Raw genomic sequence first — 24322 nt, 5'->3', positions numbered from 1 at the left:
GAATGGATGATGACGCCCCCGGAGGGGTTGTGTCAGATTTGGGGACGTGCCTGACACATCTCTCCCGCATGAGGACCTGCGCGCCACCCTGGCGGCCCGGCGCGACCTCGGGCCGGCCTACGAAGACGCCCTGGTCGACTCGTTCATCGAGAAACTCGACAACGAGATCACCGCGCGTGTCCAAGCCGAGGTGGCCCGACGCCAGGAGGTCAAGCCCGCCAAGCCCGACAACAGCCAGATCCCCATCGCCCTGGGGTCGCTGGGCATCGGCATCCCGCTGACCGCCATCGCGGCGAGCCAGGCGGGCAGCTTCGGCCTGCTGCTGGCCTGGGGCGGCATCGTCCTGGTCAACATGGCCGCGGCCATCCGCCGCAAGCGCCCCTAGCCCAGCAACGTCAACCGGTCACACCGGTCACACCCGGCGCCGACGGCGGCATCCCGCCGCCCCGGCGCCTTTTCGGGTTTCTACGCCCGGCCCCGGCGCATCTCCACCTGGGCCGCCAGGTCGGCGTCCTCGTGGTCGAGGCCGTAGCTCCAGACCGTCTCGGCGTCGGCGTCGCGCCCGCGCAGCGGCAGCGTCCGGGCCAGCAGCTCGATCGCCAGCGCCGCCGTGTCGGCGTCGGGCCCGGCCTCGACCGCCACCTCGAACTCGGCGCAGGCCATCTCCAGGTGGGCGATGCCCAGCAGGACCCGCAGCCGCGCCGCGTCGGCGACCCCCGGGACGGCCAGCGCCTGCAGGAGCAGGTCGGCCGCCTCGGCCGGGGCGTTCTCCTCCAGGAGGATCTGGGCCATGCGTTCGGCCGTGACCGACAGGCCGACCGCGGCGCTCGCCTGGTCGGGGCCCGCCGCGTCGGACGCCAGCGTCGCGAATATCGCGGCCGCGGCGTCGAGATCCCCGGCGTCGTAGAGGCGCCGGGCCTCGTCGATCTGCCGTCCGGAGTCGATGGCCGTCATCTCGGGGGGCCTCCAGGGAACCGGGCCGAAAGGGATTGCGAAGATCCTAACGACCGGGTCCCCCATTAGGCGGCAGACATGCTGAAGGTGATGGGTTTCTGTCTCCCCCTCCAGGGAAGGGCCAGGGGTTCAGTCCTCGTAGGAGGAGAGCGGCGGGCAGGCGCAGACCAGGTTCCGGTCGCCGTACGCCTGGTCGATCCGCCGGACCGGCACCCAGTACTTCTGGTCGCGCAGCGTCGCCACCGGGTAGGCGGCCTCGGTCCGCGTGTACGGGTGGTCCCACTCGTCGGCCGTCAGCACGTCGGCCGTGTGGGGGGCGTTGCGCAGGGGGTTGTCCTTGGCGTCGTACACCTCGGAGGCGACCTTCCCGATCTCCGCGCGGATCGCCACCATCGCGTCGACGAAGCGGTCGAGCTCGGCCAGGTCCTCCGACTCGGTGGGCTCGATCATGAGGGTCCCGGCGACCGGGAACGACATGGTCGGGGCGTGGAAGCCGTAGTCGATGAGCCGCTTGGCGACGTCGTCGACGGTGACGCCGGTCTCCTTGGTGATCGCCCGCAGGTCGACGATGCACTCGTGGGCCACCAGGCCCTCGCGCCCGGTGTAGAGGACGGGGTAGTGCGGGGCCAGCCGCCGGGCCAGGTAGTTGGCCGACAGGATCGCCTGCTCGGTCGCGGCCTGGAGACCGTCTGCGCCCATCATCCGGACGTACGCCCAGGAGATCGGCAGGATGCCCGCCGAGCCGAACGGCGCGGCCGAGACCGGGCCGACGACGCCGCGACCGGGGAGGAACTCCGCCAGGTGGGCCTTGACCGCGACCGGGCCGACGCCGGGGCCGCCGCCGCCGTGCGGGATGCAGAAGGTCTTGTGCAGGTTGAGGTGGGACACGTCCGCGCCGAACTCGCCCAGCTTGGCCAGGCCGACGAGGGCGTTGAGGTTGGCGCCGTCGACGTAGACCTGGCCGCCGGCCTCGTGGACCTTGGCGCACAGCTCGACGATGGTCTCCTCGTAGACGCCGTGGGTCGACGGGTAGGTCACCATGATCGCGGCGAGCCGGTCGGCGTGCTTGGCGATCTTGGCGTCGAGGTCGGCCATGTCGACGTTGCCGTCGGCGTCGCAGGCGACCACGACGACCCGCATGCCCGCCATGACGGCCGAAGCGGCGTTGGTGCCGTGGGCCGACGAGGGGATCAGGCACACGTCGCGCCCGGCGTCGCCACGGGCGTGGTGGTAGGCCCGGATGGCCAGCAGGCCGGCGAACTCGCCCTGCGACCCGGCGTTGGGCTGGATCGAGACGGCGTCGTAGCCGGTCACCTCGGCCAGCCAGCCCTCCAGGGTGCCGATGAGCTCGGTGTAGCCGCCGGTCTGGCCGGCCGGCGCGAACGGGTGGATCGACGCGAACTCGGGCCAGGTGATCGGCTCCATCTCGGTGGTCGCGTTGAGCTTCATCGTGCACGACCCGAGGGGGATCATCGACCGGTCGAGGGCGATGTCCTTGTCCTGGAGCTTGCGCAGGTAGCGCAGCATGGCCGTCTCCGACCGGTAGGCCTGGAAGACCGGGTGCGTCAGGTAGTCGGTGGTCCGCTGGAGCCCCTGGGGCAGCGCGTCGTCGGTGGAGATGTCCAGATCGTCCACCGAGAGCCCGTCGACCTCGAAGGCCGCCCAGACGGCGCTCAGGTGCGCGGAGGTGGTCTTCTCGTCACAGGCCACCGCGATCCGGTCGGCGCCGTCCTGGCGCACGTTGATCCCGCGCTCCCGCGCCGCCTCGGCGATCGCGGCCGCGCGGCCCGACACGTGGGCCGACACGGTGTCGAAGAACTCGTCGTGGACGACCTCGACGCCCCCCGCGCGCAGCCCGGCGGCCAGCACGGCGGCGTGCCGGTGCGTCCGCTGGGCGATCCGGCGCAGCCCCTCGGGGCCGTGGTAGACGGCGTACATGGAGGCGATCACGGCCAGGAGCACCTGGGCGGTGCAGATGTTGCTGGTCGCCTTCTCCCGGCGGATGTGCTGCTCACGGGTCTGCAGCGCCAGCCGGTAGGCGGGCCGGCCGTCGGCGTCCAGCGATACCCCGACCAGGCGGCCGGGCATCTGCCGCTGGAGGCCCTCGCGGACCGACATGTACGCGGCGTGGGGCCCGCCGAACCCGAGCGGCACGCCGAAGCGCTGCGACGACCCGACCGCGATGTCGGCCCCGAGCGTGCCGGGGGCCTCCAGCACGGTCAGCGCCAGCAGGTCGGCCGCCACGGTCACGACCGCCCCGGCCGCCTTGGCCGCCGCGGCCAGCTCACGGAAGTCGGCCACCCGGCCGGAGGCCCCCGGGTACTGCACCAGGACGCCGAAGCACTCGGGCAGGTCGCCGGAGAAGTCCGACTCGACGAGGGTGATGCCGAGGGGCTCGGCCCGGGTGGCGAGCACCGCCTTGGTCTGCGGGAGCGCGTCGGCGTCCACGACGAAGACGTCGGCCTTGACCTTGGAGGCCCGCCGGGCCAGCGTCATCGCCTCGGCGGCGGCGGTGGCCTCGTCGAGCAGCGAGGCCCCGGCCACGTCGAGGCCGGTCAGGTCGCTGACCACGGTCTGGAAGTTGAGCAGCGCCTCCAGGCGCCCCTGGGAGATCTCCGGCTGGTAGGGCGTGTACGCGGTGTACCAGCCCGGGTTCTCCAGCACGTTGCGCAGGACGACGCCGGGCGTGATCGTGTCGTGGTAGCCCAGGCCGATCATCGAGGTCAGCACGGTGTTGCGGGCGGCCAGCGCGCGCAGTTCGGCGAGCGCCTCCGGCTCCGACACGGCGGCGGGCAGGCCCAGCGCGCCGGTGGTGCGGATCGATTCGGGGACGGCCACCGCGACCAGGTCGGCGATGGTCTCATAGCCGACGGCCTCCAGCATGCGGGCCTGGGCGGCGTCGGACGGACCGATGTGGCGGGTGGCGAACGGCGGGGCGTTCAGGTCACGGAGCGGTGTGCGGTCGGTCATGACAGGAACTCCAGGGCAGGCGAGACCAGGGCGGTCTCCCCCTCTGTCATGGGACCTGAGAGCTTCACCGGCCAGATGAGGCCGGCTTTCCCCTTCGGTGAGGCGCCGCCTGGACGGCGGGCCTGCTTTTCAGAGCTGCCTCGCCTGGCGGTACCGGGTGCCTGAGAGATTCCGGGGAGGTTTGCTCCTTCGGCGCCTCACCTCGCCGCATAACGGCTGGTGAGGACTCTCCCGCGCAGGGTCGATGGCTACCTCAACCTTACCGGTACCCGGGAGCTGGAGTCTCAACCGGTCTTGCGAGCCCTCCGGCGCTGGGCCAGTTCGTCTGAGGGGTGGTCGGCCGCGTCACTGTCGGGGCCGACCGCGAGTTCCCCCGGCAGCTCCGCGAGTGACCCCTCGACCTCTCGCCAGACCCGGCCGAGGGCGATGCCGAAGACCCCCTGCCCTCCTTGGAGGAGGTCGATGACCTCGTCGGCGGAGGTGCACTCGTAGACGCTGACGCCGTCGCTCATCAGGGTGATCTGGGCGAGGTCGTTGACCCCGCGGTCGCGCAGGTGCTGGACGGCGGTGCGGATCTGCTGGAGGGAGACGCCGGTGTCGAGGAGCCGCTTGACGACCTTGAGCACCAGGATGTCGCGGAAGCTGTAGAGCCGCTGGGAGCCGGAGCCCTGGGCCGCCCGGATGGTCGGCTGCACCAGGTCGGTGCGGGCCCAGTAGTCGAGCTGGCGGTAGGTGATCCCGGCGGCGGAGCAGGCCGTGGGGCCGCGGTAGCCGATGTCGTCACGCACCGCCGCGGGCCGCTCGTCGAACAGCAGACCCTGCTCGCCGGCGCGCTCCCGCGCCGACTCACGCTGAACCGCGTCGTGCTGGTCGGCCTTGTTACCCTCGCCGCTGCTGACCGCCACTGCGGACCTCCGGCTTTCTCTCATCCCACGGTCTGATCTGGGGGTACGCGAACTACAACCGTGGATTCCCTTGCACCGTAGGACTGGGGAAAGGCACAGTCAACGACCGCCCCCGGCGCGTCGTGAAGGTGAGATAACCCCTCAACTCAACCGGCACGGCCGAAATCCTCAGGGTTGATGTTGTCCAGGAACTCCCGGAACTTCTCGACCTCGTCCTCCTGGTCATCGGCCATGCTGACGCCGTTCTCGCGCATGACGTCCTCGCTGGCGAAGATCAGCGCGTCGGTCCGCAGGGCCAGCGCGATGGAGTCGGAAGGACGCGCGCTTACCTCTACGCCGTTGGAGAACACGAGGTCGGCGTAGAAGATCCCGTCACGCAGCGCGACGATGTTGACGCGTTCGAGTGACACCTTGAGCGCGCCCAGCACGTTGCGGAACAGGTCGTGGGTCAGCGGCCGGGGCGGCGGTTCGTCTGCCTGGGCGAGCGCTATGGCGGTCGCCTCGGTCATGCCAATCCAGATCGGCAGGTAGCGGTCGCCGTTCGCCTCCTTGAGAAGGACGATCGGCTGGTTCGAGGGCATCTCCACCCGGACCCCCACGAACTCCATCTGCAACACAGGCGCTCACTCTCCGGGATGCGGCATTTCACCAGGTATTCAACTCACCAGGCATTCAACGTAACACCCACGCGCCGGACCCGCGTCAACGGCCGAGTGAGCCGCGGACGGCCCCTTCCAGCAGCGCGGCGTGGATACGTAATAACAACCCGGTGATCTCCCGCGCGGATTCCCCGGCGTGGTCGATCGCGCCCGGGGCCCGGCGGCGCAGCAGCGGCGCGACGGCCTGTTCGACCAGGCCCGCCTCGCGCTCGGCGGCGGCTTTGACGGCGCGCAGGTGACGGGCGTGGAGGCCGAAACCGGCCAGCACGCCCACGCTGCGGGCGATCTCGAGGGCGGCCTCGTCGTAGAACCGGGCCGACGGGGTGATCAGGCCGTAGTCCTCCAGCTCGGCCAGCGTCTCCTCGTCGATCTCGGCGGCGGCCAGCAGCTCCTCACGGCTGAGCCGCACGGTGACCGGCTCGCTGTCGACCCCCCGGGGGCGGGCCGACTCGTCGAGCTGCGTCTTGATCACCCGCAGCGGCAGATAGCGGTCGCGCTGGGCGGTCAGGATGAACCGCAGGCGCTCCACGTCGCCGGGGGTGAACTTCCGGTAGCCGGAGGGGCTGCGCTCGGGCTCGATGAGCCCTTCGCCCTCCAGGAACCGGATCTTGGAGATCGTGACGTCGGGGAACTCGCCCTGAAGCTGGGCGAGCACCTCTCCGATGCTCATGTAGGCCCTGGCCGCCTCGGCGCCCATGATCAGCCCCGGGTCAGGAACACCAGCCGGAACTTCCCGATCTGCACCTCGTCGCCGCCCGCGAGGGGGAACTCCTCGATGCGCTCCCGGTTCACGTAGGTGCCGTTGAGGCTGCCCACGTCACGGGCGGTGAACTGGCCGCCGCGCCGGTAGAACTCGGCGTGACGCCGGGACACGGTGACGTCGTCGAGGAAGATGTCGCTCTCGGGGTGGCGGCCGGCCGTCGTCAGGTCGCTGTCGAGCAGGAACCTGCTGCCCGCGTTGGGGCCGCGCATCACGACGAGGAGAGCGGTTCCGGGCGGCAGCTGCTCGATCGCGGAACGGTCCGGGAGCAGGCCCTGGCCGGTCGCCTCCTCGATCGCCTCAAGGGAGATCGTGGAGGTGTTGTCGGGCACGAAGCCCTGACCGGTCGCGTAGGGGTTCTGCGGAGGTGCCGGAGCAGGGGCCGGGGAGCTCAGCGGCGAACCGCATCGCGAACAGAAACGGGCATCCTCGGGGTTGGGGTGACCGCACTGCGTGCAGTAGACGCTGGGCATCGAACGGCTCGGCCTCTCTCACGACTAGCTCAAACTTGCGAATGCCGAAACTTACGCTGATCAGGCACAAAGGTCAAGGCAGACGCGCCGGACAATGGCCACCCAACGCTATCGTCAGGCACCGGCCACGGTCCATGGCGCCACACCAACCACATGTGATCACCGCTTCCCGGTCAGGCTATCGTTTCATGCCGAACCGGCGGCACGCTCGACCACGTCGGCCCAGCGTTCGAGAAGCGACTGAGCGGTGTCCATGTCATGACCTTCCGCCCACAGGTGCGTGACCGCCTCTGAGGGGTCGGGCAGCACGAGCGCCCAGCTCCCGTCCTCCCCCACGACCCTGACGCCGTCGGTGGTGTCGATGCGGTCGCCCTCGGCGGCCTCGACCACCGAGCGCATGACCGCGCCCTTGTGGGCCCACGGGGTCGGCACGGTCCGGCGCAGCAGCTTGGTCTCGGGGATGCGGGCGTCGATCTGGCTGAGCGACAGGCGGGTGCGGGCGACCAGGCCGAGCAGCCGCAGGAAGACGGCCAGGCCGTCGATGGTGGGGCCGAACTCCGGCACGATGAAGCCGCCGCGCCCGTCGCAGGCGAAGACCATCTCGGGGTGGCGGGCCGCCGTGGTCAGCGCGTCGGTGCTGGTGGCGGTCCAGTCGACGTGGACGCCGTGGAAGCGGCAGACCATCTCGGCGACCCGCGTCGTGGTCACCGGCAGGGCCACCCGCCCGCCCCGGCGTTCGGCGGCCACCAGGTCGAGCACCACGAGAAGGGCCCGCTCCTCGCTGATGAGCTGGCCCTTCTCGTCGACGAGGGAGACCCGCTCCCCCACCGGATCGAAACGGACCCCGAACGCGGCCCGCGAGGAGGCCACCAGTTCGGCCAGGCGCTGGAGGTCGCGGCGGCGTTCGGCGAAGGTCTCGGTGGGCGAGGCGTCGTCGAGCCGGTTGTTGACGGTCAGGACGCCGACCCCGACCCGGCCGAGCAGGCTGGGCAGCACGAGGGAGGAGGTGCCCCCGGCGCAGTCGACGACGACCTTCATCTCGGCGTCCTTCACGCCGGTCATGTCGACGCAGCGGACCAGGTCGCGGGAGTAGGTGTCGAGGGCGCGGGCGGGGAAGGACAGCTCGGCGATCTCGCCGGGGAAGGCACGGCGGTACTCCTGCCGGGAGAAGACGCGCTCCAGCTTGCGCTGCGCGGCCTGGGAGAGGTCGGCGCCCGTCTCGTCCATGAAGACGATGTCGACGCTCTGGGGGTCGCCCGCGGTCGTGCGCAGGGCGATGCCGCCCTTCACGGTCTCGCGGGAGGTGTGGAAGCGGGCCACCGGCATGGCGGCGGCCTCCAGGTCGACCACGTTGATCGCGCTGGCGTTGAGGGCGCTGATGACGGCGCGCTTGAGGGCGCGGGCCGCCCGGGAGCCGTCGCGGCTGGTGACGACGGTGTCGCCCTTGCTGAGGGTGGTGGCGTAGGAGCTGGCCAGGCGTACGCACAGCTCGGGGGTGATCTCCACGTTGACCAGGCCGCTGACGCCCCTCGGGCCGAAGAGGCTGCGCTGGCCGCGCGACTCCCAGATGACGCTGGTGTTGACGACGGCCCCGGCCTCGACGGTCTTGAAGGGGTAGATCTTGACGCCGCTGGAGACGTAGGCCTCGGCCTCGATGACGCACTCGTCGCCGACGACCGCGTTCTCCTCGATGCGGGCGGCGGCCATGACGTCGGTGTTCTTGCCGATCACGCAGCCGCGCAGGTTGGCGGCCGGGCCGACGTAGACGTTGTCGTGGACGACCGCGCGGTGCAGGAACGCGCCCTCCTTCACCACCGCGTTGCTGCCGAGCACGGTGTATTCGCGCAGCTCGGCCCCGGCCTCGACCTTGGCGTAGTCGCCGATGAACAACGGGCCCTTGAGCACCGCCTCGGGGTCGACCGAGGCGCCCTCGGCGGCCCACACGCCGGGCGAGAGCTCGAACGCGTCGAAGTCGATCTTGACGCGGCCCTCCAGCACGTCGGCCTGGGCCTTCAGGTAGCTCTCATGAGTGCCGACGTCCTCCCAGTAGCCCTCGGCTACGTAGCCGAACAGCCGCTCGCCGCGCTCCAGCAGCTTGGGGAACACGTCGGAGGACCAGTCGACCGACCGCCCCGCAGGCACCTCGTCGAGGACGGCCGGCTCCATGATGTAGATGCCGGTGTTGACGGTGTCGGAGAAGACCTGGCCCCACGTGGGCTTCTCCAGGAAGCGCTGGATGCGTCCGTGGTCGTCGACGATGATGATGCCGAACTCCAGCGGGTTGGGCACCCGCTTGAGGCCGATGGTGACCAGCGCCCGGTTCTCGCGGTGGAAGCGGAGCATGTCGGTCAGGTCGATGTCGGTGAGCGCGTCGCCCGAGATGACCAGGAAGCGGTCTTCGCGCAGCCGGTCGGCGGCGTTCTTGACGCTCCCGGCGGTGCCGAGGGGGCTCTCCTCGGTGGCGTAGTGGAGGGTCATGCCGAGTTCGTCGCCGTCGCCGAAGTAGTTGCGGATCAGCGCCGCGAGGAACTGGACGGTCACGACGGTCTCGGTGTAGCCGTGGCGCTTCAGCAGCCGCAGCACGTGTTCCATGATGGGCCGGTTGATCACGGGGAGAAGAGGCTTGGGCTGGTTGGCGGTCATCGGCCGCAACCTGGTTCCTTCCCCGCCCGCCATCACCACGGCCTTCACGGGATGATCACCCTCTTCAGGAAACGCGTGCGAGCTGCCGCACCTGCACCACGTAAAGCACCCCTGCCCACCAGTACAGACCCGTACCCCAGATGACGAACGCCCACCCGAAAATCCCGCAGATCTCCGCATACCAGCCGGGGTGGGAGGCGAGGAACAGCAGCGGGAAGGCGTACATCAGGTTGGCGGTCGCGGCCTTGCCGAGGAAGTGGACGGGCAGCGTGTAGCCGTAGCCCATGCGGCGCAGGAACGGCACCGTGAACAGCAGCAGGACGTCGCGGCCGATCACGAGGGCGGCCAGCCACCACGGGATGATGTCGCGCAGCACCAGGCCCGCCAGGGTGGCCAGGATGTAGAGGCGGTCGGCGGCCGGGTCGATGAAGCGGCCCAGTTTGCTCGTCTGGTTCCACGCGCGGGCGAGCTTGCCGTCGAGCCAGTCGGAGAAGCCCGCCACCATCAGCAGCGCGATCGCCCACCCGTCGGCCTTGGGGCCGAGGACGAGCCAGAGGAAGACCGGGACGCCGAGCAGCCGCAGGAAGCTCAGCAGGTTGGGGATCGTCCAGATCCGGTCCTCGCCGGTAGTCACGACCCCGACCCTACATGTCGGCCGGACTGAAGTCGGGGCCGACCAGACCCAGCCGGTGGGCGACCACCGCGACCTGCGTGCGGTTGCGCAGCCGCAGTTTCTCCATGAGCGCCGCGACGTGCGTCTTCACCGTGGTCACCCCGACGTGGAGCCGGGCGGCGATCTCCTGGTTGGACAGTCCGGCGCCGACCAGGGTGAGGACCTGGATCTCGCGGTCGGTCAGGAACGACGGGCGCTCGGGGGCGCGCCGGTCCTCGGCGGCGAGCGCGCGGGCGACCACGCGGCGCAGGACCGAGGGGGCCAGCAGCTGCTCGCCGTGGGCGGCCCGGCGGACGGCGTCGACCATGCGGTCGGGCGGGTCGTCCTTGACCAGGAAGCCCGTCGCGCCGGCGCGCAGCGCGGCGTACACGTTCTCGTCCTCGGCGAAGGTCGTCAGGACGACCACGCGGGCCGAGGGATGGGCGGCCAGGATCCGGCGGGTGGCCTCCAGGCCGTCGACGCGCGGCATCCGCAGGTCCATCAGCACGACGTCGGGGCGTTCGCGCTCGACCACGCGGACGGCGTCGTTGCCGTCGGCGGCCTCGCCGCAGACCGACACGTCCCCGGCGGCCTCCAGCATCATGCGGACCCCGGCGCGGACCAGCGCCTGGTCGTCGGCGACCACGACCCGGATCATCGGTTCCCCACCTCCACCGGCAGGACGAAGGTGGCCACCAGGCGCCAGCCGCCGTCGGGCAGCGGGCCCGCGGTCAGCCGTCCGCCGAGCGCGCGGGTGCGTTCCCGCATGCCGGCCACGCCGTGCCCGGACGACGGGAGGTTCGTCGGGGCCCTGCCGGGGGTGTTGCGGATTTCTACTTCGAGCTCCTTGTCATCGGCCGAGACGCGCACGGTCGCCCGGCTTCCCTCTCCTGCGTGCTTGAGCACGTTGGTCAGACCCTCCTGGACGATCCGGGCCGCCGACGCGCGCGCCACCAGCGCGGCCCTGGCCGTCTCGGGGGCGATCTCCAGCACCACCTCTATGCCGGCGGCGGTCACCCGGGCGGCGGCGTCGCGCATGACCTCGTCGGGGTCGGCCACCGGCAGGGCCGTGCCCGGCAGCCCACCCGGGCCGGGGTCGCGCAGGACCGTGAGCAGGCCGCGCAGGTCGTCGAGGACCTGGTGGCCGGTGTCGCGGATGTCGGCCAGCGCCTCGGCGGCCGGGCCGCCCGCGCCGGCGTACTGGGCGGCGCCCGCCCGGAGCACGATCGCGCCGACGTGGTGGGCCACGATGTCGTGGACCTCGCGGGCGATCCGCTCGCGTTCGGCCAGGCGGTCGCTGCGGGCCCGTTCGGCCCGCAGCTCCTCCTCTCTTCTGGCGGCGGTACGCCGGACCCCCACATAGGCCCCGATGGCCGCCGGGGCCAGCACCATGGTGGCGACGACCCCGTAGGTCAGGCCGGTGACGTCGCCGCGCGAGTCGATCACCGTGGCCAGGGTGACCCCGCAGGTCAGCAGGTAGCCCGCGCCCAGCCAGCGCCAGGTGGCCTGGCCGGCGAACACCGCCAGGGCGACGAACAGCACCACCCTGAGGGTGTCGGCGACGGGAGGCACCAGGTTGTCGGCCAGCAGCACGAGCGCGCTCTCGAACAGCAGCACCGCCCCGGGCAGCCAGCGGATCGCGCCGAGCGCCAGCCCCGACAGCACCGCCAGCAGGCCGACCCCGCCGACGCGCATGTCGTGGCCGTCCCAGTAGGACCAGGTGCCGAGCACGGCGTAGGCCACTCCCCCGGCGGCGAACAGCACGTCGAGCAGCGGCGCGGGCTCCTCGCCCCGGTCGCGCCGGTCGGCCGCCCCCTGCAGGTAGCGGCCGATGAGGACCGGCAGCAGCACGATGCCGACGACGTAGTACCAGTAGTTGGTGGTGAACGCGACGCCCGGGTCGGCCAGGTTGACGGCCGTGGCCAGGCATGCCGCGGTGGCGGCCAGGGCCGTCCAGAACAGGGTGCGCTCGCGGGCCACCACGCCGACCACTATCGGCAGCAGGATCTGGATGCCGTCGGCCAGCCCCGACCCCGCGTCGTCGAACGCGAGCAGGAGCGCGGCCAGCGCGAACGCGACCGCGACCGGCCGGTGCCGCAGGAACGCCAGCGGCAGGCCGGTGCAGACCGCGATCAGCGCCACCTGGTAGCCGCGCGGGGCCGGGTCCCCGGCCCACGACTCGCTCGCGAGCGCCGAGAGCGCGACACCGGAGGCGGCCAGGACCAGGTCCGGCCACCAGGTGACGCGCCACCGGAGGTATGACATGAATGCACGGTAGCGGCCCAAATGGTAGCCCGTATCCCTCCCTGTCTATTGGGCGGATTCAGTGGGCGAGCCACAACCGTCCTGCGGCCGGCTGCGTCTCGCCTCCGCCAAGTGGCCGCTCAGTTGGCCGGTCGGACGGCTCACATACCTCGCCCGGACGCCTACCTTGCAGGTATGGCCAACGAATCAGCCCTCTTCTTCGGGCAGTTCATGCGCTCCCCCGCGTCCGTCGGCGCGATCGCCCCCAGTTCCCGGCGGCTCGCCGAGGCGGTGTGCGTGCCGATCCCCGAGCAGGGCGACCCCGTGGTGGTCGAGCTGGGACCTGGAACGGGTTCCTTCACCGCCGAGATCCAGCGCCGGCTGGGCGGGCGGGGGCGGCACCTCGCGGTGGAGATCAACCCGAAACTGGCGGCGCACCTGTCCGACCGGCACCCCGGGGTCGAGGTCGTCGTCGACGACGCGTGCGGGCTGCCGGCGCTCCTGGCCGACCGGGGCGTGGCCAAGGCCGACGTGATCATCAGCGGCCTGCCGTGGGCCGCGTTCTCCCCGAAGCTGCAGGACAGCCTGCTGAAGGCGATCCTCGGGTCGATGGCTCCCGGCGGGGCGTTCACGATGTTCGCCTACGTCCACGCGATGCTGCTGCCGCCCGCGCTGCGGATCCGGCGGTCGCTGTTCGGGTCGTTCGAGGAGGTCGTGATGGGGCGGACGGTGTGGCCGAACCTGCCTCCGGCGTTCGTCTACCACGCGCGCCGGCCTCGGGAGAACACGTTCTAGAATGCGGCATGGATTTCAGGCTGCCGGAGAGCGCGCGGGCCGTACAGGACGGCATCGGGGAGATCTGCTCCCACTACGACATGGCCTACTGGCAGCGGTGCGAGGCGGAGAAGAAGTGGCCTGAGGAGGTGTGGGCCGAGCTCGCCAAGGGTGGCTGGCTCGGCCTCGCCGTCCCCGAGGAGTTCGGCGGGGGCGGGCAGGGGCTGCTGGAGCTCACGGTGGCGACCGAGACGCTGTCGGCGTCCGGGTCGGCCGGCGGGTCGGCGTTCACCTACGTGCTGACGCCCGGTTTCGGGGCCATGACCATCGCCCGGCACGGCTCCCCGGCGCAGAAGGCCGACCTGCTGCCCCGGCTGGCGGCCGGGGAGATCGAGACCTGTTTCGCGCTGACCGAGCCCGACGCCGGGTCGAACTCGCTGGCGATCACCACGTCGGCGCGGCTCGACGGGTCGGAGTTCGTGGTCAACGGGCAGAAGATCTGGATCACCGGGGTGCAGCGGGCCACGTGGATGCTGCTCGTCACCCGGACCATCCCGGCCGCCGAGGCCAGGCCGCGCACCAGCGGGCTGACCGTGCTGCTGGTGAACGTGCCCGAGGCGGTGGCGGCGGGGACGCTGTCCTACCGGCCGATCCCCAAGATGGGGGCGAACACGACGCCCTCCAACATGGTGTTCCTCGACGACCTGCGGGTCCCGGCCGCCAACGTGGTGGGCGAGGTGCACGGCGGGGCCGTCGTGCTGTGGGACATCCTCAACCCCGAGCGCATCCTGCTCGGGGCCGCCGCGCTCGGCGGGGCCGAGGTGGCGCTGCGGGTGGGCGTCGACTACGCCAAGGAGCGCGAGGTGTTCGGGCGGGCCATCGGGTCGAACCAGGGCATCGCGTTCCCGCTCGCGCGGGTGAAGGCCAAGATCGAGCTGGCCCGGCTGATGCTCTACAAAGCGGCGTGGCTGTTCGACCGCGGCGAGCCGTGCGGGACCGAGGCCAACATCGCCAAGCTGACCGCCTCCCAGGCGTTCTGGGAGGCGGCCGACGCGGCGTTCCAGACCCACGGCGGGATGGCCTACTCGCTGGAGTACCCGGTGGCCCGGCTGCTCGCCGACGCCCGGATCGGGCTGGTCGCGCCGGTCACCGAGGAACTCCTGCTCAACTACCTGGCGACGCAGGTGCTCGGGCTGCCCCGGTCGTTCTAGAACGACGCCCTGAGCCGGTCGGCGGCCAATTGCCTGGCCTCGGCCGCCTCGGGGAAGAAGCCGGGCAGGCCGAAGAAGCCGTGGAGCGAGCCGTCGAAGCAGCGGTACTCCGCGTGGAGCTCGGCGGCGTACCGCTCGCACTCGGCGGTCAGCGGGTCGTGCTCGGCGGTGATGACCGTGGCCGGGGCCAGGCCCTCCTTGTCCTTCAGCAGCGCGGGGGCGAAGCGGGGGTCGGTGCGGTCGGCCGTCCCGGCGTACTGGTCGAACAGCCAGGCCACCCGGTCGGTCTCCAAGTTGTGGTGGCCCTGGTCCTCGAAGCCCTGGGTGTCGGTACGCATCTCCGTGCACGGATAGATCAGCATCTGGTGCGTGAGGGACAGGCCCGCGTCGCGCGCGAGGGCGGCGCAGACGGTGGCGAGGTTGGCCCCCGCGCTCTCGCCCATGACCGCGACCCTCTCGTGGTCGCGGACGACCCGCTCCACCACGGCCCAGCAGTCGTCGACGGCGGCCGGGAACGGGTGCTCGGGCGCGAGCCGGTAGTCGACCGAGATCACCAGCGCGCCCGTCCGGACGGCCAGGTCGCGGCACATCGGGTCGTCGACGTCGGCGCTGCCGAAGACGAAACCGCCGCCGTGGATGTAGACGACGACCGGCAGGTCCCCGGGCGCGGGCCGGAAGACCCGCACCGGCACCCCGGCGATCTCGGTGCCGGTGATCTCGTGGAGCGGGATCCGCGGGCTCCGGCCCTCGGCGTCGCCGTCGACGGGACGGCTCTCCTGGATCTCGGCGAGGGTCGGCGGGACGTAGTCGACGGCCGGGGGGAATCGGTCCAGGTACGCGCGGGCGCGGTCGTGCAATGTCATGGGTCGCACCCTAGAACAGGGGCGGCACGCGCCCCGGTCTGACTACCGGGTGATTCCGTTCGGATCCGCGCACATCCGGCCATCCCCTTCCTTAGAAGGGCTGGGCGGCCTCGATCAGGGACTCCATCAGGCGGTTGTCGGCGCCGCGCTCCGGGTGCCACTGGACGCCCACGCAGAAACGGTGGCCCTGGAGCTCGACGCCCTCCACGATCTGGTCGTCGCCCCACGCCACCGCGAGCAGGCCCTGGCCGAGCTTCTTCACCGCCTGGTGGTGGGGCGCGTTCACCTCGATGCGGTCGCCGACGGCCTTGCCGATCTTGCTGGACACGCTGACGATCACGGTGTGCCTCGCCCCCGCGTGGCGGTCGTGCGCGACCACGTCGGGCAGCCACGGGATCAGCGAACCGCCCAGCGCCACGTTCAGCACGTGCATGCCGCGCGAGACCGCCAGCACCGGCTTGCCCGCCGCGACGGCGGCCTTGGCCAGGGCGATCTCAAAACGGTCGCGGTGGGCCTGGGGCTCGTCGACCCGCGGCTCGCGGGGCTCGCCGTAGAGCGCGGGGTCGAGCTCGATGCCGCCGGCCAGCAGCACACCGTCGAGGCCGCGCAGGTGGTCGTCGGCGTTGGCGGGCAGCAGCGGGGGCAGCAGGACCGGCACTCCGCCGGCCTTCTCCACGGCCCGCGAGTATCCCTGCGGGGAGACCACGGCCTCCCGCACCCACGCACCCCAGCGGGCGGCCTCAAGGTAGCTGGTGATGCCAATGATCGGACGGGCCATGGGGTCTCCAGTGAGTTGCGCGCGACGGCATGCCCATCATGGCGCACATGATTTCGGTTTTGTCACGTATCCCGGCCTCTTGCGGCAGATTCACAGCGCGTTCCACAAGGGGTCAGGACGTCCCATGACAACGCGAATGGGATTCGCGTTTCTTGTCCGAAAATGTCGCGACCAGTAGTCACGGAGGATGACACACCCGTTACAGGCAGTCTCCTTTGAGGTGAATCAGTTGTGACGTCCATCTCCGAGTGGAAGACTCCCAAATGAGCGATGGTATGAGCCGGGGGGCCGCCGCGCTCGTTCACCCGGAACCGTCAGGGAGGTGGATCGGCAGACCGGAAGAACCTGTTCCGGTCACAAGGGTGGGACCAATACATGTCGTTGAATCCGCGCCTCGTCAAAGAGAGTTTCTCCGTCGTCGAGCCTGTCGCGGAGCGAGCAGCCGCGTACTTCTACGGCCGCCTGTTCGCGCAGAGTCCGCATCTCCGGGGCATGTTCCCCCCGGCGATGGACATCACGCGAGACCGTTTGTTCGGCTCGCTGACCCGGATCGTCTGGATGCTGGACAGCCCGGACAGCCTGGGGGGTTATCTGGGACAACTCGGTCGGGACCACCGTAAATACGGGGTCATGGCCGAGCACTACACCGCCGTCGGCAACGCGTTGCTGGCGACGATCAAACGCTTCGCGGCCGAGATCTGGAACGCGGAGATCGAGGCGGCCTGGGTGGCCGCCTACACCGCGGCGGCCGATCTCATGATCGGGGCCGCCGACGCCGACGCGGGCGTGAACCCCGCCTGGTGGCTGGCCGAGGTGGTCGACCACGACCGCCGGGCGCCGGACATCACCGTCGTCACGCTGCGGCCCGGCCAGCGCATGGACTTCACCCCGGGTCAGTACGTCAACGTGCAGGTCGCCCGCTGGCCCCGCGTCTGGCGGACCTACTCCATCGCCAACGCGCCCCGGGCCGACAACACGATCACCCTGCACGTGCGCACCCTGCCCGGCGGCTGGGTGAGCACCGCGCTGGCCCAGCACACCAAGCCCGGCGACCAGGTCCTCCTCGGGCCGCCGGTCGGCACCATGGCGCCGCCGGACGGCGACCGCGACATCCTCTGCGTGGCGGGCGGCACCGGCCTCGCCCCGCTGAAGGCCGTCGTCGAGCACGTCATCGCCTCGGGGCGGCGGCCCAACATCTCCATGATCGTGGGCGCCCGCCGGGCCGCCGAGCTCTACGACCTGCCCGACCTGCGCCGCATGGAGTCGGGCTTCCCGTGGCTCAGCGTGCTGCCGGTGGTGTCGCAGGACGACTCGTACACCGGGATGAGAGGGGATCTCGACGAGGTGGTGCCGCGCATCCATTCGTGGACCGGCCACGAGGTGTACGTGTGCGGGCCGGCGACCATGGTGAACACGACCGTGCGGCGGCTGCTCGATAGCGGGGTGCCGCTGTCGAGCATCCACCGGGACGCGATCCAGGGCGAACCCTGAACCCTGCCCGCGATCGCGTCGCGCCCTGGCACGATAGGGCGATGAACGCCCGGCCGGTCACCCTGGTGACCTTCGTGCTGCCCAGTACGCTGCGCCACTGGATCGGCGACGACACCCAGGTGAGGGTGTTCGCCGTGGCTCCCGAGGAGTCGGAGACCCCGACGCTCGGCGGTGCGCTCGACACGCTGCGCCGCACCCACCCCGACCTGGAGGGGCGGCTGCGCGACGAATACGGCGTGCTGCGGCGGCACATCGGCATCTTCGTGTGCGGGGAGAACGCCCGGCGCCTGGGAGGGCTCGACTGCGAGCTCCCCCCGGGCGCCGAGGTCTACGTGCTCCCGGCGCTGAACTAGTAGCGCTCCGCGACCCCCGCGTTGACCTCGTTGAGGACCACGCCGGTCTTGGCGTACCGCACGAGGTTCGGCGGCGACGGCGGCTGGGCCAGCGTCGCCTGGGCGTAGCGGACGGCGTCGCCGACCGTGCCGAGGCCGAGGGCCCTGGTCACGGGCGTGCTGACGACGGTGCCCGCGTTGATCCTGCGGGTCGCCAGGTTGAGCGTGGCGGCCAGCAGGTCGGCGCGGAGCGTGCGCGGCTGGGTGACCGGCGGGAAGAACACCGCCGCGGCCTCCTGCTGCGACAGCCTGCCGTCGGGCGCCGACCCGTCGGCGCCGTCCCAGCGGGTGTCGGTCGCCTGCACCCGGGCGAGCGTCTCGGCCGTGCGCAGGTCGGTCCGCAGCGCCCACAGGGGCGGGAGCATCGGGTCGCGGCTCGGTGCGACCGCGGTGACCGTGGTCGTCGACGAGGCGGTGACCGGGGCGAACACGCAGGCCCCGCTCCCGTTCCTGTACGCGATCGACACGCCCCCGGTGAAGGTCGCGCCCGGCAGGGCCAGCAGGGTCGGCCGCGCGGTGAAGACGATCTTCTGGTCGCCCGAGTGGGCGGGCACCGTACCCGGGTTCCAGGTGAGCGTCCGGGTGCCGTCGGGGTTGAGCGTCGCGGTGGCCGGTCTCGGCCCGGCGCCCAGGTCGAGGGCGGTGCTGTAGTAGACGTCCTTCGGCAGGGTCGCCGTGACGGCCACGTTCGAGGCGGCGTCGCCGCCCGCGTTCGCGTAGGTGATCGTGTACGTGATCGCCTCGCCCGCGCCGGCCGACGGGGTGGCCGTCTGGGTCACGGTCAGCTTGGGCGCCCGCGCGGTCGTGGAGGCGGTGGCGGTGTTGTCGGTCCGCGACGGGTCGGGCACGCCCTCGGCGTCGGCGCCGGTGACCGTGGCGGTGTTGGTGATCACTGTCCCGTCGGTGACCGCGCACGGCACCTGGTAGGTGAACGGGGTGGTCGTGGTCGCGCCGGCGGCCAGGTCGGGCAGCGTGCGGCGCTGGACCGTCCCGTCGGGGAGGGTGTCGGTGACCTCGATCGACTTCGCCGGGCCGGGGCCGAGGTCGGTGACGCCGACGGTGTAGGAGATGGTCTGCCCGCCGGTCGCCTCGGCGCGGTCGGCGGTCTTGGTGAGCCTGACGTCGGCCTGCTGCGCCATCGCCCTGTAGTCGGTCTGGGTCAGTTCCCTGGGCAGGTCGTTGCGTGCGCCGTCGGCGAGGAAGCCCGCGTTCAGCCGGGGGTCGTACTGGATGCCGGCCCAGTCGTCGTGACCGTCGAGGGTCTGGGTCGCCCTGATGTTGCAGCCCTCGCCCGGGTCGCCGATGGAGTCGATCCAGTTGATGTCGGCCTTGGCGGCGCTCTCCTGGTTGCCGTTCGTGTCGTTCCAGTCGATCGGCTGGTCGTTGGCGTCGGCGACCCTGAGCTTGCCGTTCACGCCGTAGACCGTCTTGCGGGCCGGGTCCGGCGTCGCGTGGAGGCGCTTCCTCTCGTCGAGGCCGCTCTCGTCCAGCGGGGTGGTGAAGGCGGTGCCCTTGGCGGCGCTGCTGTAGTCGAGCGGGCGGTTGGGGTCGCGGCGCGGGAACTGGAAGGCGTAGCTCATCACGCTGAGGTAGTTGGGCTTGCAGTTGACGTGGTCGCCGCCGCCGTGGCCCAGGCCGAGGGTGTGGCCGAACTCGTGCATGAAGGTGGACGACTCGATCACGCGCCGTTCGGCGTCGTCGTCGAAGTCCCAGGTGGCGGCGGTGACGATGAAGTCGTTGCCGCCCTGAAGGGTGGCGTCGTCGATCTCGGCCTGGCCCGAGGAGTCGGGGAACTGCTCGTACTTGTGGCCGAAGATCATGTAGCGGTAGACCTTGCGGCGGGCGTCCAGGATGTTCTCGCAGTTCGGGCTGCTCCGGTCGGCGGCGGTGCCGAGGAAGCCGTCGCAGTCGACGTCCGGTCTGCCGCTCTTGAGGTCGTTGAAGTCGTCGAGCGGGCCGGGGCCGGTGTCGTTGAACTTCACGACGTCGATGCGGGGCACCTGCTCGCCGCTCAGCACGTGGAGGTTGACCCCCCGGTATTTGCCCGGTTCGTACATGTCGACCGGGGCGGCGGCGAACGCGTCGACCACATCGGTGAGCCCGCCGGCCTGCGGGGCCGCGCCCTCCATGTGGTCGGCCTCGACGAACAGGTCCTTGCGGTAGGGCAGCGCGCCCATGGCGGCCAGGTCCAGGTCGACCGTGCCGTTCCCGTCGGCGTCGAGGCCCTGGCCGGGGGTCTCCCAGACGTCCATGAGACCGTCGCCGTCGCCGTCGGTGGTCTTGGCCTTCTGGAGGCAGTCGGGGGTGGTGATGGTGAAGTAGCCGCGGGCCGAGTCGACGGCGCTCTGCTCGCTCTCACCGGCGAGCGAGGTGACGCCCGCGCCCTGCTGCGCCGTCAGCCCGCCGCCGGTGAAGACGCACGTGTTCAGGTCGAACTTCAGGTCGACGTGGTCACCCGGCGCGCCCCAGTCGATGGGGTCGTCGTCGCTGGAGTCGTCCTGGTCCCACAGCTCCATGTGGATGTCGATCGGGTTCTGGCCGGTGTCGACGTCGGCCGAGTGGACCCAGTTGGTCCGGAAGTCGGTGCCGTGGGCGCAGCAGTAGTCGTCCTTGCCGTCGTAGAGGTCCTCGGAGCCGATCTTGAACTTCGGGTAGTAGTCGTTGGGGCAGGGCACCGTCGCGCCCTCGTCGCAGGAGATCTCGACGACCCGGTAGAGGTGGACCGTGACCCTGACGGTCGCGGCGTGGGCGGGTGGTGCGACGAGAAAGGCCGCCATGACCAGTAGCCCGGTCAGGGCGGCCCGCACTGTCCTCATGTCAGGGTGCTCCTTTTCCGCGATGCTCGTTGTCGCAGAATCGGGTCAGCCCTGGTGCGGGCGCGTGAGCACCCGCCTACTCAATTCACGGGGCCACGCGCCCGTTGGCGTTGAAGGCGGCGTGGGTGAGCGGCATCAGCCCGGCCCACAGGGCCTCCATCTTCTCGCCGACCATCTCGATCTCGCGCTGCGGGAACGAGGGCACGGTGGCCCGCTCGTCCTTGGTGCGCAGCGACAGGAAGTGCATCAGCGCGCGGGCGTTGCAGGTGGCGTACATGGAGGAGAACAGCCCGACGGGGAGCACCGCGCGGGCCACCTCCCGGGCGATGCCCGCATCCAGCATCTTCTGGTACGCCGCGTAGGACGCCCGGTAGGACTCCTCCATCGTCTCGGAGACGAGGGCGTGCTGCTCGGGGGTGCCGTCGACGAACTCGTACTTCCCGGGGCGGCCCTGCTGGACGAGCTGCCGGTCGGGGCCGGGCACGTAGAAGACCGGCTGCAGCTCCCGGTAGCGGCCGCTCTCCTCGTTGTACGACCACACGCGGTGACGGTGGAACTCGCGGAACACGAAGATGGGCGCGCTGATGAAAAAGGTCATCGAGTTGTGCTCGAAGGGGGAGCCGTGCCGGTCGCGCATCAGAAAGTTGATGAGTCCCTTGGACTTCTCGGGGTCCTTGTGGACCTCCTCCAGCGACTGCTCCCCCGCCGTCGAGACCCGGGCCGCCCACAGCACGTCCGAGTCGGACGCGCTGTGTTTGACCAGTTCAACGGATACGTCACTTTGCAACTTCACCATGGGCCACGAGCCTAGCCCTGGTCTCAGGTGATGTCTCTCCGGGTGGTCGTGAGGTTGGCGACGACCGCGAAGAGCAGGGCGTAGGCGACCAGGACGAGGGCGCCGCCCCAGGCGGGCAGGAGGTTGGACTGCCCGAGGCCGGTGTCGAAGTCGATGTTCATGAGCGCCTGCGCGGCGCCGCCGGGCAGCCACTTGCCGACCGTCTGGAGGGCCGGGAAGGCGCCCAGGATCGACTCGATCACGTAGGCCCAGACGATGCCGCCGATCAGCGCCGCGACCTGGTTGCGCACGAGCGCACCGAGGCCGATGCCGAACAGGGCGTACAGGACCAGGGTGGCGAAGACCCCGAGGGTGAGCTGCGGGATGCGGCCCCCGGTCAGGTCGACCGACCCGCCGCCGATGAGCACGGCGGTGATGGCGATGACACCGGTGAACAGCAGCGAGATGACCGCGAAGAACACCCCGATGATCACACCGGCGCCGAGCTTGGCCGCGATGACGCGGCCCCGCCGGGGCGTGGTGAGGAACGTGCCGGTGATCGTCTGGTAGCGGTATTCGCTGGTCATCAGCACGATGCCGAGGATCATCGTGAAGATGTTGGCCCCGGACGCAAAGCTGAGGGCCAGCGGCAGCCACGCCGGGTCGTCGAGCGCGGGCAGGCCGGGCTGGCCGTTGGCCGGCGCGGCCCCGGCTTGGGCGATCAGGAACGCCAGGCCGAACGCGGTGAAGGCGAACATGACCAGGGCCATCGCCCACCACAGCCGGGTGGTGAACAGCTTCTGGAGTTCGGCGCGGATCAGGTTCGTCACGGCGCGGCCCCCTCGCCGGTCAGTTCGAGGAACACGCTCTGCAGGTCGGAGCGCTCGTGGATGACCTCGGTGAGCAGCACGCGCTGGTCGAGGGCCAGCCGGCCGATCTCCTCGGCGTCCATCCCCTTGACCCGCAGCAGGCCCGGTTCGACCTCCTCGACCTGGGCGCCGGCGGCGCGCAGGGCGGGGGCGAAGTCGTCCTTGGTCCTGACCCGGACCGCGCCGCCGCCGTTGCCGGTGAGCTCGGCCAGGGTGCCCTGGCGGATCATGCGGCCCTTGGCGATGATGACCACGTTGTCGACGGTCTGCTCGACCTCGGCCAGCACGTGGCTGGAGACCAGCACGGCCGCGCCGGTGTCGCGGGCCAGGTGGCGCAGGAAGCCCCGCAGCCACTGGATGCCCGCCGGGTCGAGGCCGTTGGCGGGCTCGTCCAGGATGAAGATCTTCGGCTGGCCGAGCAGCGCGCCCGCGAGGGCGAGGCGCTGGCGCATGCCGAGGGAGAACCCGCCGACCCGCTTCCTGGCGGCGTCGGCGAGGCCGACCTGTTCGAGCGCCTCGTCGGGCCGGGTGGCGGGGAGGCCCGCCGCGGTCGTCAGGATGCGCAGGTGGTCGCGGGCGGTGCGGCCCGGGTGGAAGCTGGTGGCCTCCAGCACCGCGCCGACCTCGCCCAGCGGATGGGAGAGTGACGCGTACCTCTGCCCGTTGACCAGGGCCTCCCCCGTGTCGGGGGTGACCAGGCCGAGCAGGGAGCGCAGAGTGGTGGTCTTGCCGGCACCGTTGGGACCGAGGTATCCCGTGACGGTTCCGGCCTCCACCGTGAAGGAGACGTCGTCGACGGCGCGGACGGCGCCGAACGACTTGCTGAGGTTCCGGATCTCTATGGCAGTCATGGCCTTTCAAGTCTTTCGTCCTTGATCCGGCCATTCCTCCTACCTGAAGAGGATCTAGAGTCGGTAGATCCGACGAGCGTTCCCGGATCCGATCATCCCCGCGACCCGTTCCGCGTCCCCGCCCGACCAGTCGCCCGACTCGATCCGGGCGGCCAGCTCACGGGCCAGCACGGTCCGGTGGCGCAGGGCGCCCAGGTAGACGGTCTCGGCGACGCCCCAGCCGCCCGAGCCGAACATGATCTTGTGGAACGGCGCCAGGTCGAGCACGTCGGCGAGCCCGTCGCGGACGTCGATGTGCACGTGAGGGAAGGCGGCGGCCAGGAACGCGGCCTCGCGGTGGTAGGGCGAGCAGTGCAGCAGGATCACCGGCACCCCGAGCGGGCCCAGAACCCTGACGAACGGCGCGAGCGCGGTCGGGTCGGACTTGTGCAGCACGCCCGGTTCGACCCCGGAGGTCCCGCACGGGATCTGCAGCGGCATCGCCCGTTCACGCGCGACGTCCACGCCGGTCCAGAGCAGGTGGCGCAGCAGCACGGGGTCGGTGAGAGTGGCCTTCGGCTCGGCCACCCGCCGCCCCGCCGCCGCCAGCACGGCTCCGCGCGAGGGCCTGACCGGGTCGACGTCCAGGCCGCAGCGGTAGCCGATCACGGTCGACAGCCCGACCGCCCGGGAGGCCCGCGCCGCGACCTCGCTCCGCAGCCGGTCGAGGTAGCCGGGCGCGCTGAGCCCTTCTTCGGCGACGTCCTGCTCGACCCGCTCCAGCCGGACGATCTCGTCGGAGGCCGCTCCCCCGAGCCGCCCCGTCTCGGCCACCGACAGCAGGTCGGGCGCCGGCTGGGTGCCGGTGTCGACGAGGAACGCGACCACCCCGGCGGCCCGCAGCAGCGTCCGGTTGACCTCCGCCGCGCCCAGTTCGGTGCGTCTGGCCAGGTAGACGGCGGCCGGGGCGTGCGGGTCGAGCCCGAGGACGGGCGCGCACCAGCGCCGGATCGCGATGCCCTCGGGGGTGTCGAAATGGGTCGTCCCGGGCGGGGCGGGATGGCCCGCCCGGGTGATCAGCGTCTCGAACTGCGCCCTGACCAGGGAGTCGCGGCGGACTCCCTGGCAGTGGTGGTCGACGAGAGGCGCCGCCAGCGCCGCCCGGACCGGACCCGGCAACACCGGCGTCATTCCTTCGTCCCCCTCTTACGACCGCTACGACAGGGTCAGGACTTTAGGGCCGGTGGCGCCGGGCGGTCAGGC

General features: G+C 71.2%; 22 protein-coding genes and 2 riboswitches. Of the genes, 5 read left to right on the top strand and 17 right to left on the bottom strand.

Annotated elements, in window-relative coordinates; translation table 11 throughout:
- Window positions 1-46 precede the first annotated feature (46 nt).
- The gene (locus AW270_RS01955) at window positions 47-385 is read left to right on the top strand and encodes a hypothetical protein (RefSeq protein WP_061289790.1); all 339 of its coding nucleotides are present in this window, start codon (window positions 47-49) and stop codon (window positions 383-385) included.
- Between the two features lie 80 nt (window positions 386-465).
- On the opposite strand, the gene AW270_RS01950 is transcribed toward AW270_RS01955, so the two are convergent.
- The 10 genes from AW270_RS01950 to AW270_RS01905 form a co-directional block, all read right to left on the bottom strand.
- The gene (locus AW270_RS01950) at window positions 466-954 is read right to left on the bottom strand and encodes a hypothetical protein (protein WP_061289788.1); all 489 of its coding nucleotides are present in this window, start codon (window positions 952-954) and stop codon (window positions 466-468) included.
- A 129-nt stretch (window positions 955-1083) separates the two neighbouring features.
- Entirely contained in the window at window positions 1084-3924 is a 2841-nt protein-coding gene (gene gcvP, locus AW270_RS01945) for an aminomethyl-transferring glycine dehydrogenase (RefSeq protein WP_061289785.1), read from the bottom strand.
- 36 nt (window positions 3925-3960) lie between these two features.
- Window positions 3961-4062: riboswitch (glycine riboswitch) on the bottom strand.
- A riboswitch (glycine riboswitch) is annotated at window positions 4063-4168 on the bottom strand. It abuts the riboswitch before it with no gap.
- Window positions 4169-4208: 40 nt separating this feature from the next.
- Entirely contained in the window at window positions 4209-4829 is a 621-nt protein-coding gene (locus tag AW270_RS01940) for a MerR family transcriptional regulator (protein ID WP_061289782.1), read from the bottom strand.
- Between the two features lie 146 nt (window positions 4830-4975).
- The gene (locus tag AW270_RS01935) at window positions 4976-5446 is read right to left on the bottom strand and encodes a bifunctional nuclease family protein (protein ID WP_157521615.1); all 471 of its coding nucleotides are present in this window, start codon (window positions 5444-5446) and stop codon (window positions 4976-4978) included.
- A gap of 85 nt (window positions 5447-5531) precedes the next feature.
- Window positions 5532-6185, bottom strand: coding sequence for a transcriptional regulator FtsR (gene ftsR, locus AW270_RS01930; protein ID WP_061289776.1), 654 nt, complete (start codon window positions 6183-6185; stop codon window positions 5532-5534).
- Window positions 6186-6187: 2 nt separating this feature from the next.
- Window positions 6188-6721, bottom strand: coding sequence for a zinc-ribbon and FHA domain-containing protein (locus AW270_RS01925; protein WP_061289773.1), 534 nt, complete (start codon window positions 6719-6721; stop codon window positions 6188-6190).
- A gap of 186 nt (window positions 6722-6907) precedes the next feature.
- A complete protein-coding gene (locus tag AW270_RS01920) occupies window positions 6908-9412 on the bottom strand; it encodes a mannose-1-phosphate guanyltransferase (protein ID WP_061289770.1) in 2505 nt (834 codons plus the stop codon).
- Between the two features lie 16 nt (window positions 9413-9428).
- Window positions 9429-9998 carry a cardiolipin synthase ClsA gene (gene clsA, locus AW270_RS01915; protein ID WP_061289767.1) on the bottom strand — a complete coding sequence of 190 codons (570 nt, stop codon included), beginning with the start codon at window positions 9996-9998 and terminating at the stop codon, window positions 9429-9431.
- Between the two features lie 10 nt (window positions 9999-10008).
- Window positions 10009-10674 (bottom strand): response regulator, encoded by a 666-nt coding sequence (locus AW270_RS01910; protein WP_061289764.1) that lies wholly within the window; start codon window positions 10672-10674, stop codon window positions 10009-10011.
- A complete protein-coding gene (locus AW270_RS01905) occupies window positions 10671-12281 on the bottom strand; it encodes a sensor histidine kinase (protein ID WP_082801215.1) in 1611 nt (536 codons plus the stop codon). Before AW270_RS01905 ends, AW270_RS01910 begins: the two co-directional genes overlap by 4 nt.
- A 174-nt stretch (window positions 12282-12455) precedes the next feature.
- On the opposite strand from AW270_RS01905, the gene AW270_RS01900 reads away from it, so the two are divergent.
- Window positions 12456-13055, top strand: a complete 600-nt coding sequence (locus tag AW270_RS01900; protein ID WP_061289761.1) for a class I SAM-dependent methyltransferase — start codon at window positions 12456-12458, stop codon at window positions 13053-13055.
- A gap of 8 nt (window positions 13056-13063) precedes the next feature.
- Window positions 13064-14245: an acyl-CoA dehydrogenase family protein gene (locus AW270_RS01895; RefSeq protein WP_061289758.1), complete on the top strand. Its 1182-nt coding sequence runs from the start codon at window positions 13064-13066 to the stop codon at window positions 14243-14245.
- Here AW270_RS01895 and AW270_RS01890 read toward each other — a convergent pair.
- Window positions 14242-15108, bottom strand: a complete 867-nt coding sequence (locus AW270_RS01890) for an alpha/beta hydrolase (RefSeq protein WP_061289755.1) — start codon at window positions 15106-15108, stop codon at window positions 14242-14244. The two genes, AW270_RS01895 and AW270_RS01890, sit on opposite strands and share 4 nt — an antisense overlap.
- A gap of 91 nt (window positions 15109-15199) precedes the next feature.
- Window positions 15200-15886: a gamma-glutamyl-gamma-aminobutyrate hydrolase family protein gene (locus tag AW270_RS01885; RefSeq protein WP_061289752.1), complete on the bottom strand. Its 687-nt coding sequence runs from the start codon at window positions 15884-15886 to the stop codon at window positions 15200-15202.
- A gap of 375 nt (window positions 15887-16261) precedes the next feature.
- Here AW270_RS01885 and AW270_RS01880 point away from each other — a divergent pair, with 375 nt between their 5' ends.
- Both AW270_RS01880 and AW270_RS01875 read left to right on the top strand, forming a co-directional pair.
- Window positions 16262-17377, top strand: a complete 1116-nt coding sequence (locus AW270_RS01880; protein WP_061289749.1) for an FAD-binding oxidoreductase — start codon at window positions 16262-16264, stop codon at window positions 17375-17377.
- A gap of 41 nt (window positions 17378-17418) precedes the next feature.
- Window positions 17419-17730, top strand: coding sequence for a ubiquitin family protein (locus AW270_RS01875; RefSeq protein WP_061289746.1), 312 nt, complete (start codon window positions 17419-17421; stop codon window positions 17728-17730).
- Here the strand turns inward: AW270_RS01875 and AW270_RS01870 are convergent.
- From AW270_RS01870 to AW270_RS01850, 5 genes are all read right to left on the bottom strand, one after another.
- A complete protein-coding gene (locus AW270_RS01870) occupies window positions 17727-20585 on the bottom strand; it encodes a CLIPPER-2 domain-containing protein (RefSeq protein WP_082801214.1) in 2859 nt (952 codons plus the stop codon). The genes AW270_RS01875 and AW270_RS01870 overlap by 4 nt on opposite strands.
- Window positions 20586-20670: 85 nt before the next feature.
- Entirely contained in the window at window positions 20671-21381 is a 711-nt protein-coding gene (gene thyX / locus AW270_RS01865) for an FAD-dependent thymidylate synthase (protein WP_061289741.1), read from the bottom strand.
- A gap of 23 nt (window positions 21382-21404) precedes the next feature.
- Window positions 21405-22190: an ABC transporter permease gene (locus tag AW270_RS01860; RefSeq protein WP_061289738.1), complete on the bottom strand. Its 786-nt coding sequence runs from the start codon at window positions 22188-22190 to the stop codon at window positions 21405-21407.
- Window positions 22187-23080, bottom strand: a complete 894-nt coding sequence (locus AW270_RS01855) for an ABC transporter ATP-binding protein (protein ID WP_061289735.1) — start codon at window positions 23078-23080, stop codon at window positions 22187-22189. Before AW270_RS01855 ends, AW270_RS01860 begins: the two co-directional genes overlap by 4 nt.
- Before the next feature lie 54 nt (window positions 23081-23134).
- A complete protein-coding gene (locus AW270_RS01850) occupies window positions 23135-24250 on the bottom strand; it encodes an amidohydrolase family protein (protein WP_061289732.1) in 1116 nt (371 codons plus the stop codon).
- Window positions 24251-24322: the final 72 nt, after the last annotated feature.

Source organism: Herbidospora cretacea (assembly GCF_001570605.1).
GTDB lineage: Bacteria > Actinomycetota > Actinomycetes > Streptosporangiales > Streptosporangiaceae > Herbidospora > Herbidospora cretacea.
This window is presented reverse-complemented; position numbering and strand designations above follow the sequence as displayed.

What these genes read in the sequence shown, in the direction of transcription:
- AW270_RS01950 (WP_061289788.1), bottom strand. Translation starts at nt 954, where the DNA reads ATGACGGCCATCGACTCCGGACGGCAGATCGACGAGGCCCGGCGCCTC.
- gcvP (WP_061289785.1), bottom strand. Translation starts at nt 3,924, where the DNA reads ATGACCGACCGCACACCGCTCCGTGACCTGAACGCCCCGCCGTTCGCC.
- ftsR (WP_061289776.1), bottom strand. Translation starts at nt 6,185, where the DNA reads ATGGGCGCCGAGGCGGCCAGGGCCTACATGAGCATCGGAGAGGTGCTC.
- AW270_RS01925 (WP_061289773.1), bottom strand. Translation starts at nt 6,721, where the DNA reads ATGCCCAGCGTCTACTGCACGCAGTGCGGTCACCCCAACCCCGAGGAT.
- AW270_RS01910 (WP_061289764.1), bottom strand. Translation starts at nt 10,674, where the DNA reads ATGATCCGGGTCGTGGTCGCCGACGACCAGGCGCTGGTCCGCGCCGGG.
- AW270_RS01905 (WP_082801215.1), bottom strand. Translation starts at nt 12,281, where the DNA reads ATGTCATACCTCCGGTGGCGCGTCACCTGGTGGCCGGACCTGGTCCTG.
- AW270_RS01900 (WP_061289761.1), top strand. Translation starts at nt 12,456, where the DNA reads ATGGCCAACGAATCAGCCCTCTTCTTCGGGCAGTTCATGCGCTCCCCC.
- AW270_RS01895 (WP_061289758.1), top strand. Translation starts at nt 13,064, where the DNA reads ATGGATTTCAGGCTGCCGGAGAGCGCGCGGGCCGTACAGGACGGCATC.
- AW270_RS01890 (WP_061289755.1), bottom strand. Translation starts at nt 15,108, where the DNA reads ATGACATTGCACGACCGCGCCCGCGCGTACCTGGACCGATTCCCCCCG.
- AW270_RS01885 (WP_061289752.1), bottom strand. Translation starts at nt 15,886, where the DNA reads ATGGCCCGTCCGATCATTGGCATCACCAGCTACCTTGAGGCCGCCCGC.
- AW270_RS01880 (WP_061289749.1), top strand. Translation starts at nt 16,262, where the DNA reads ATGTCGTTGAATCCGCGCCTCGTCAAAGAGAGTTTCTCCGTCGTCGAG.
- AW270_RS01875 (WP_061289746.1), top strand. Translation starts at nt 17,419, where the DNA reads ATGAACGCCCGGCCGGTCACCCTGGTGACCTTCGTGCTGCCCAGTACG.
- AW270_RS01870 (WP_082801214.1), bottom strand. Translation starts at nt 20,585, where the DNA reads ATGAGGACAGTGCGGGCCGCCCTGACCGGGCTACTGGTCATGGCGGCC.
- thyX (WP_061289741.1), bottom strand. Translation starts at nt 21,381, where the DNA reads ATGGTGAAGTTGCAAAGTGACGTATCCGTTGAACTGGTCAAACACAGC.
- AW270_RS01855 (WP_061289735.1), bottom strand. Translation starts at nt 23,080, where the DNA reads ATGACTGCCATAGAGATCCGGAACCTCAGCAAGTCGTTCGGCGCCGTC.
- AW270_RS01850 (WP_061289732.1), bottom strand. Translation starts at nt 24,250, where the DNA reads ATGACGCCGGTGTTGCCGGGTCCGGTCCGGGCGGCGCTGGCGGCGCCT.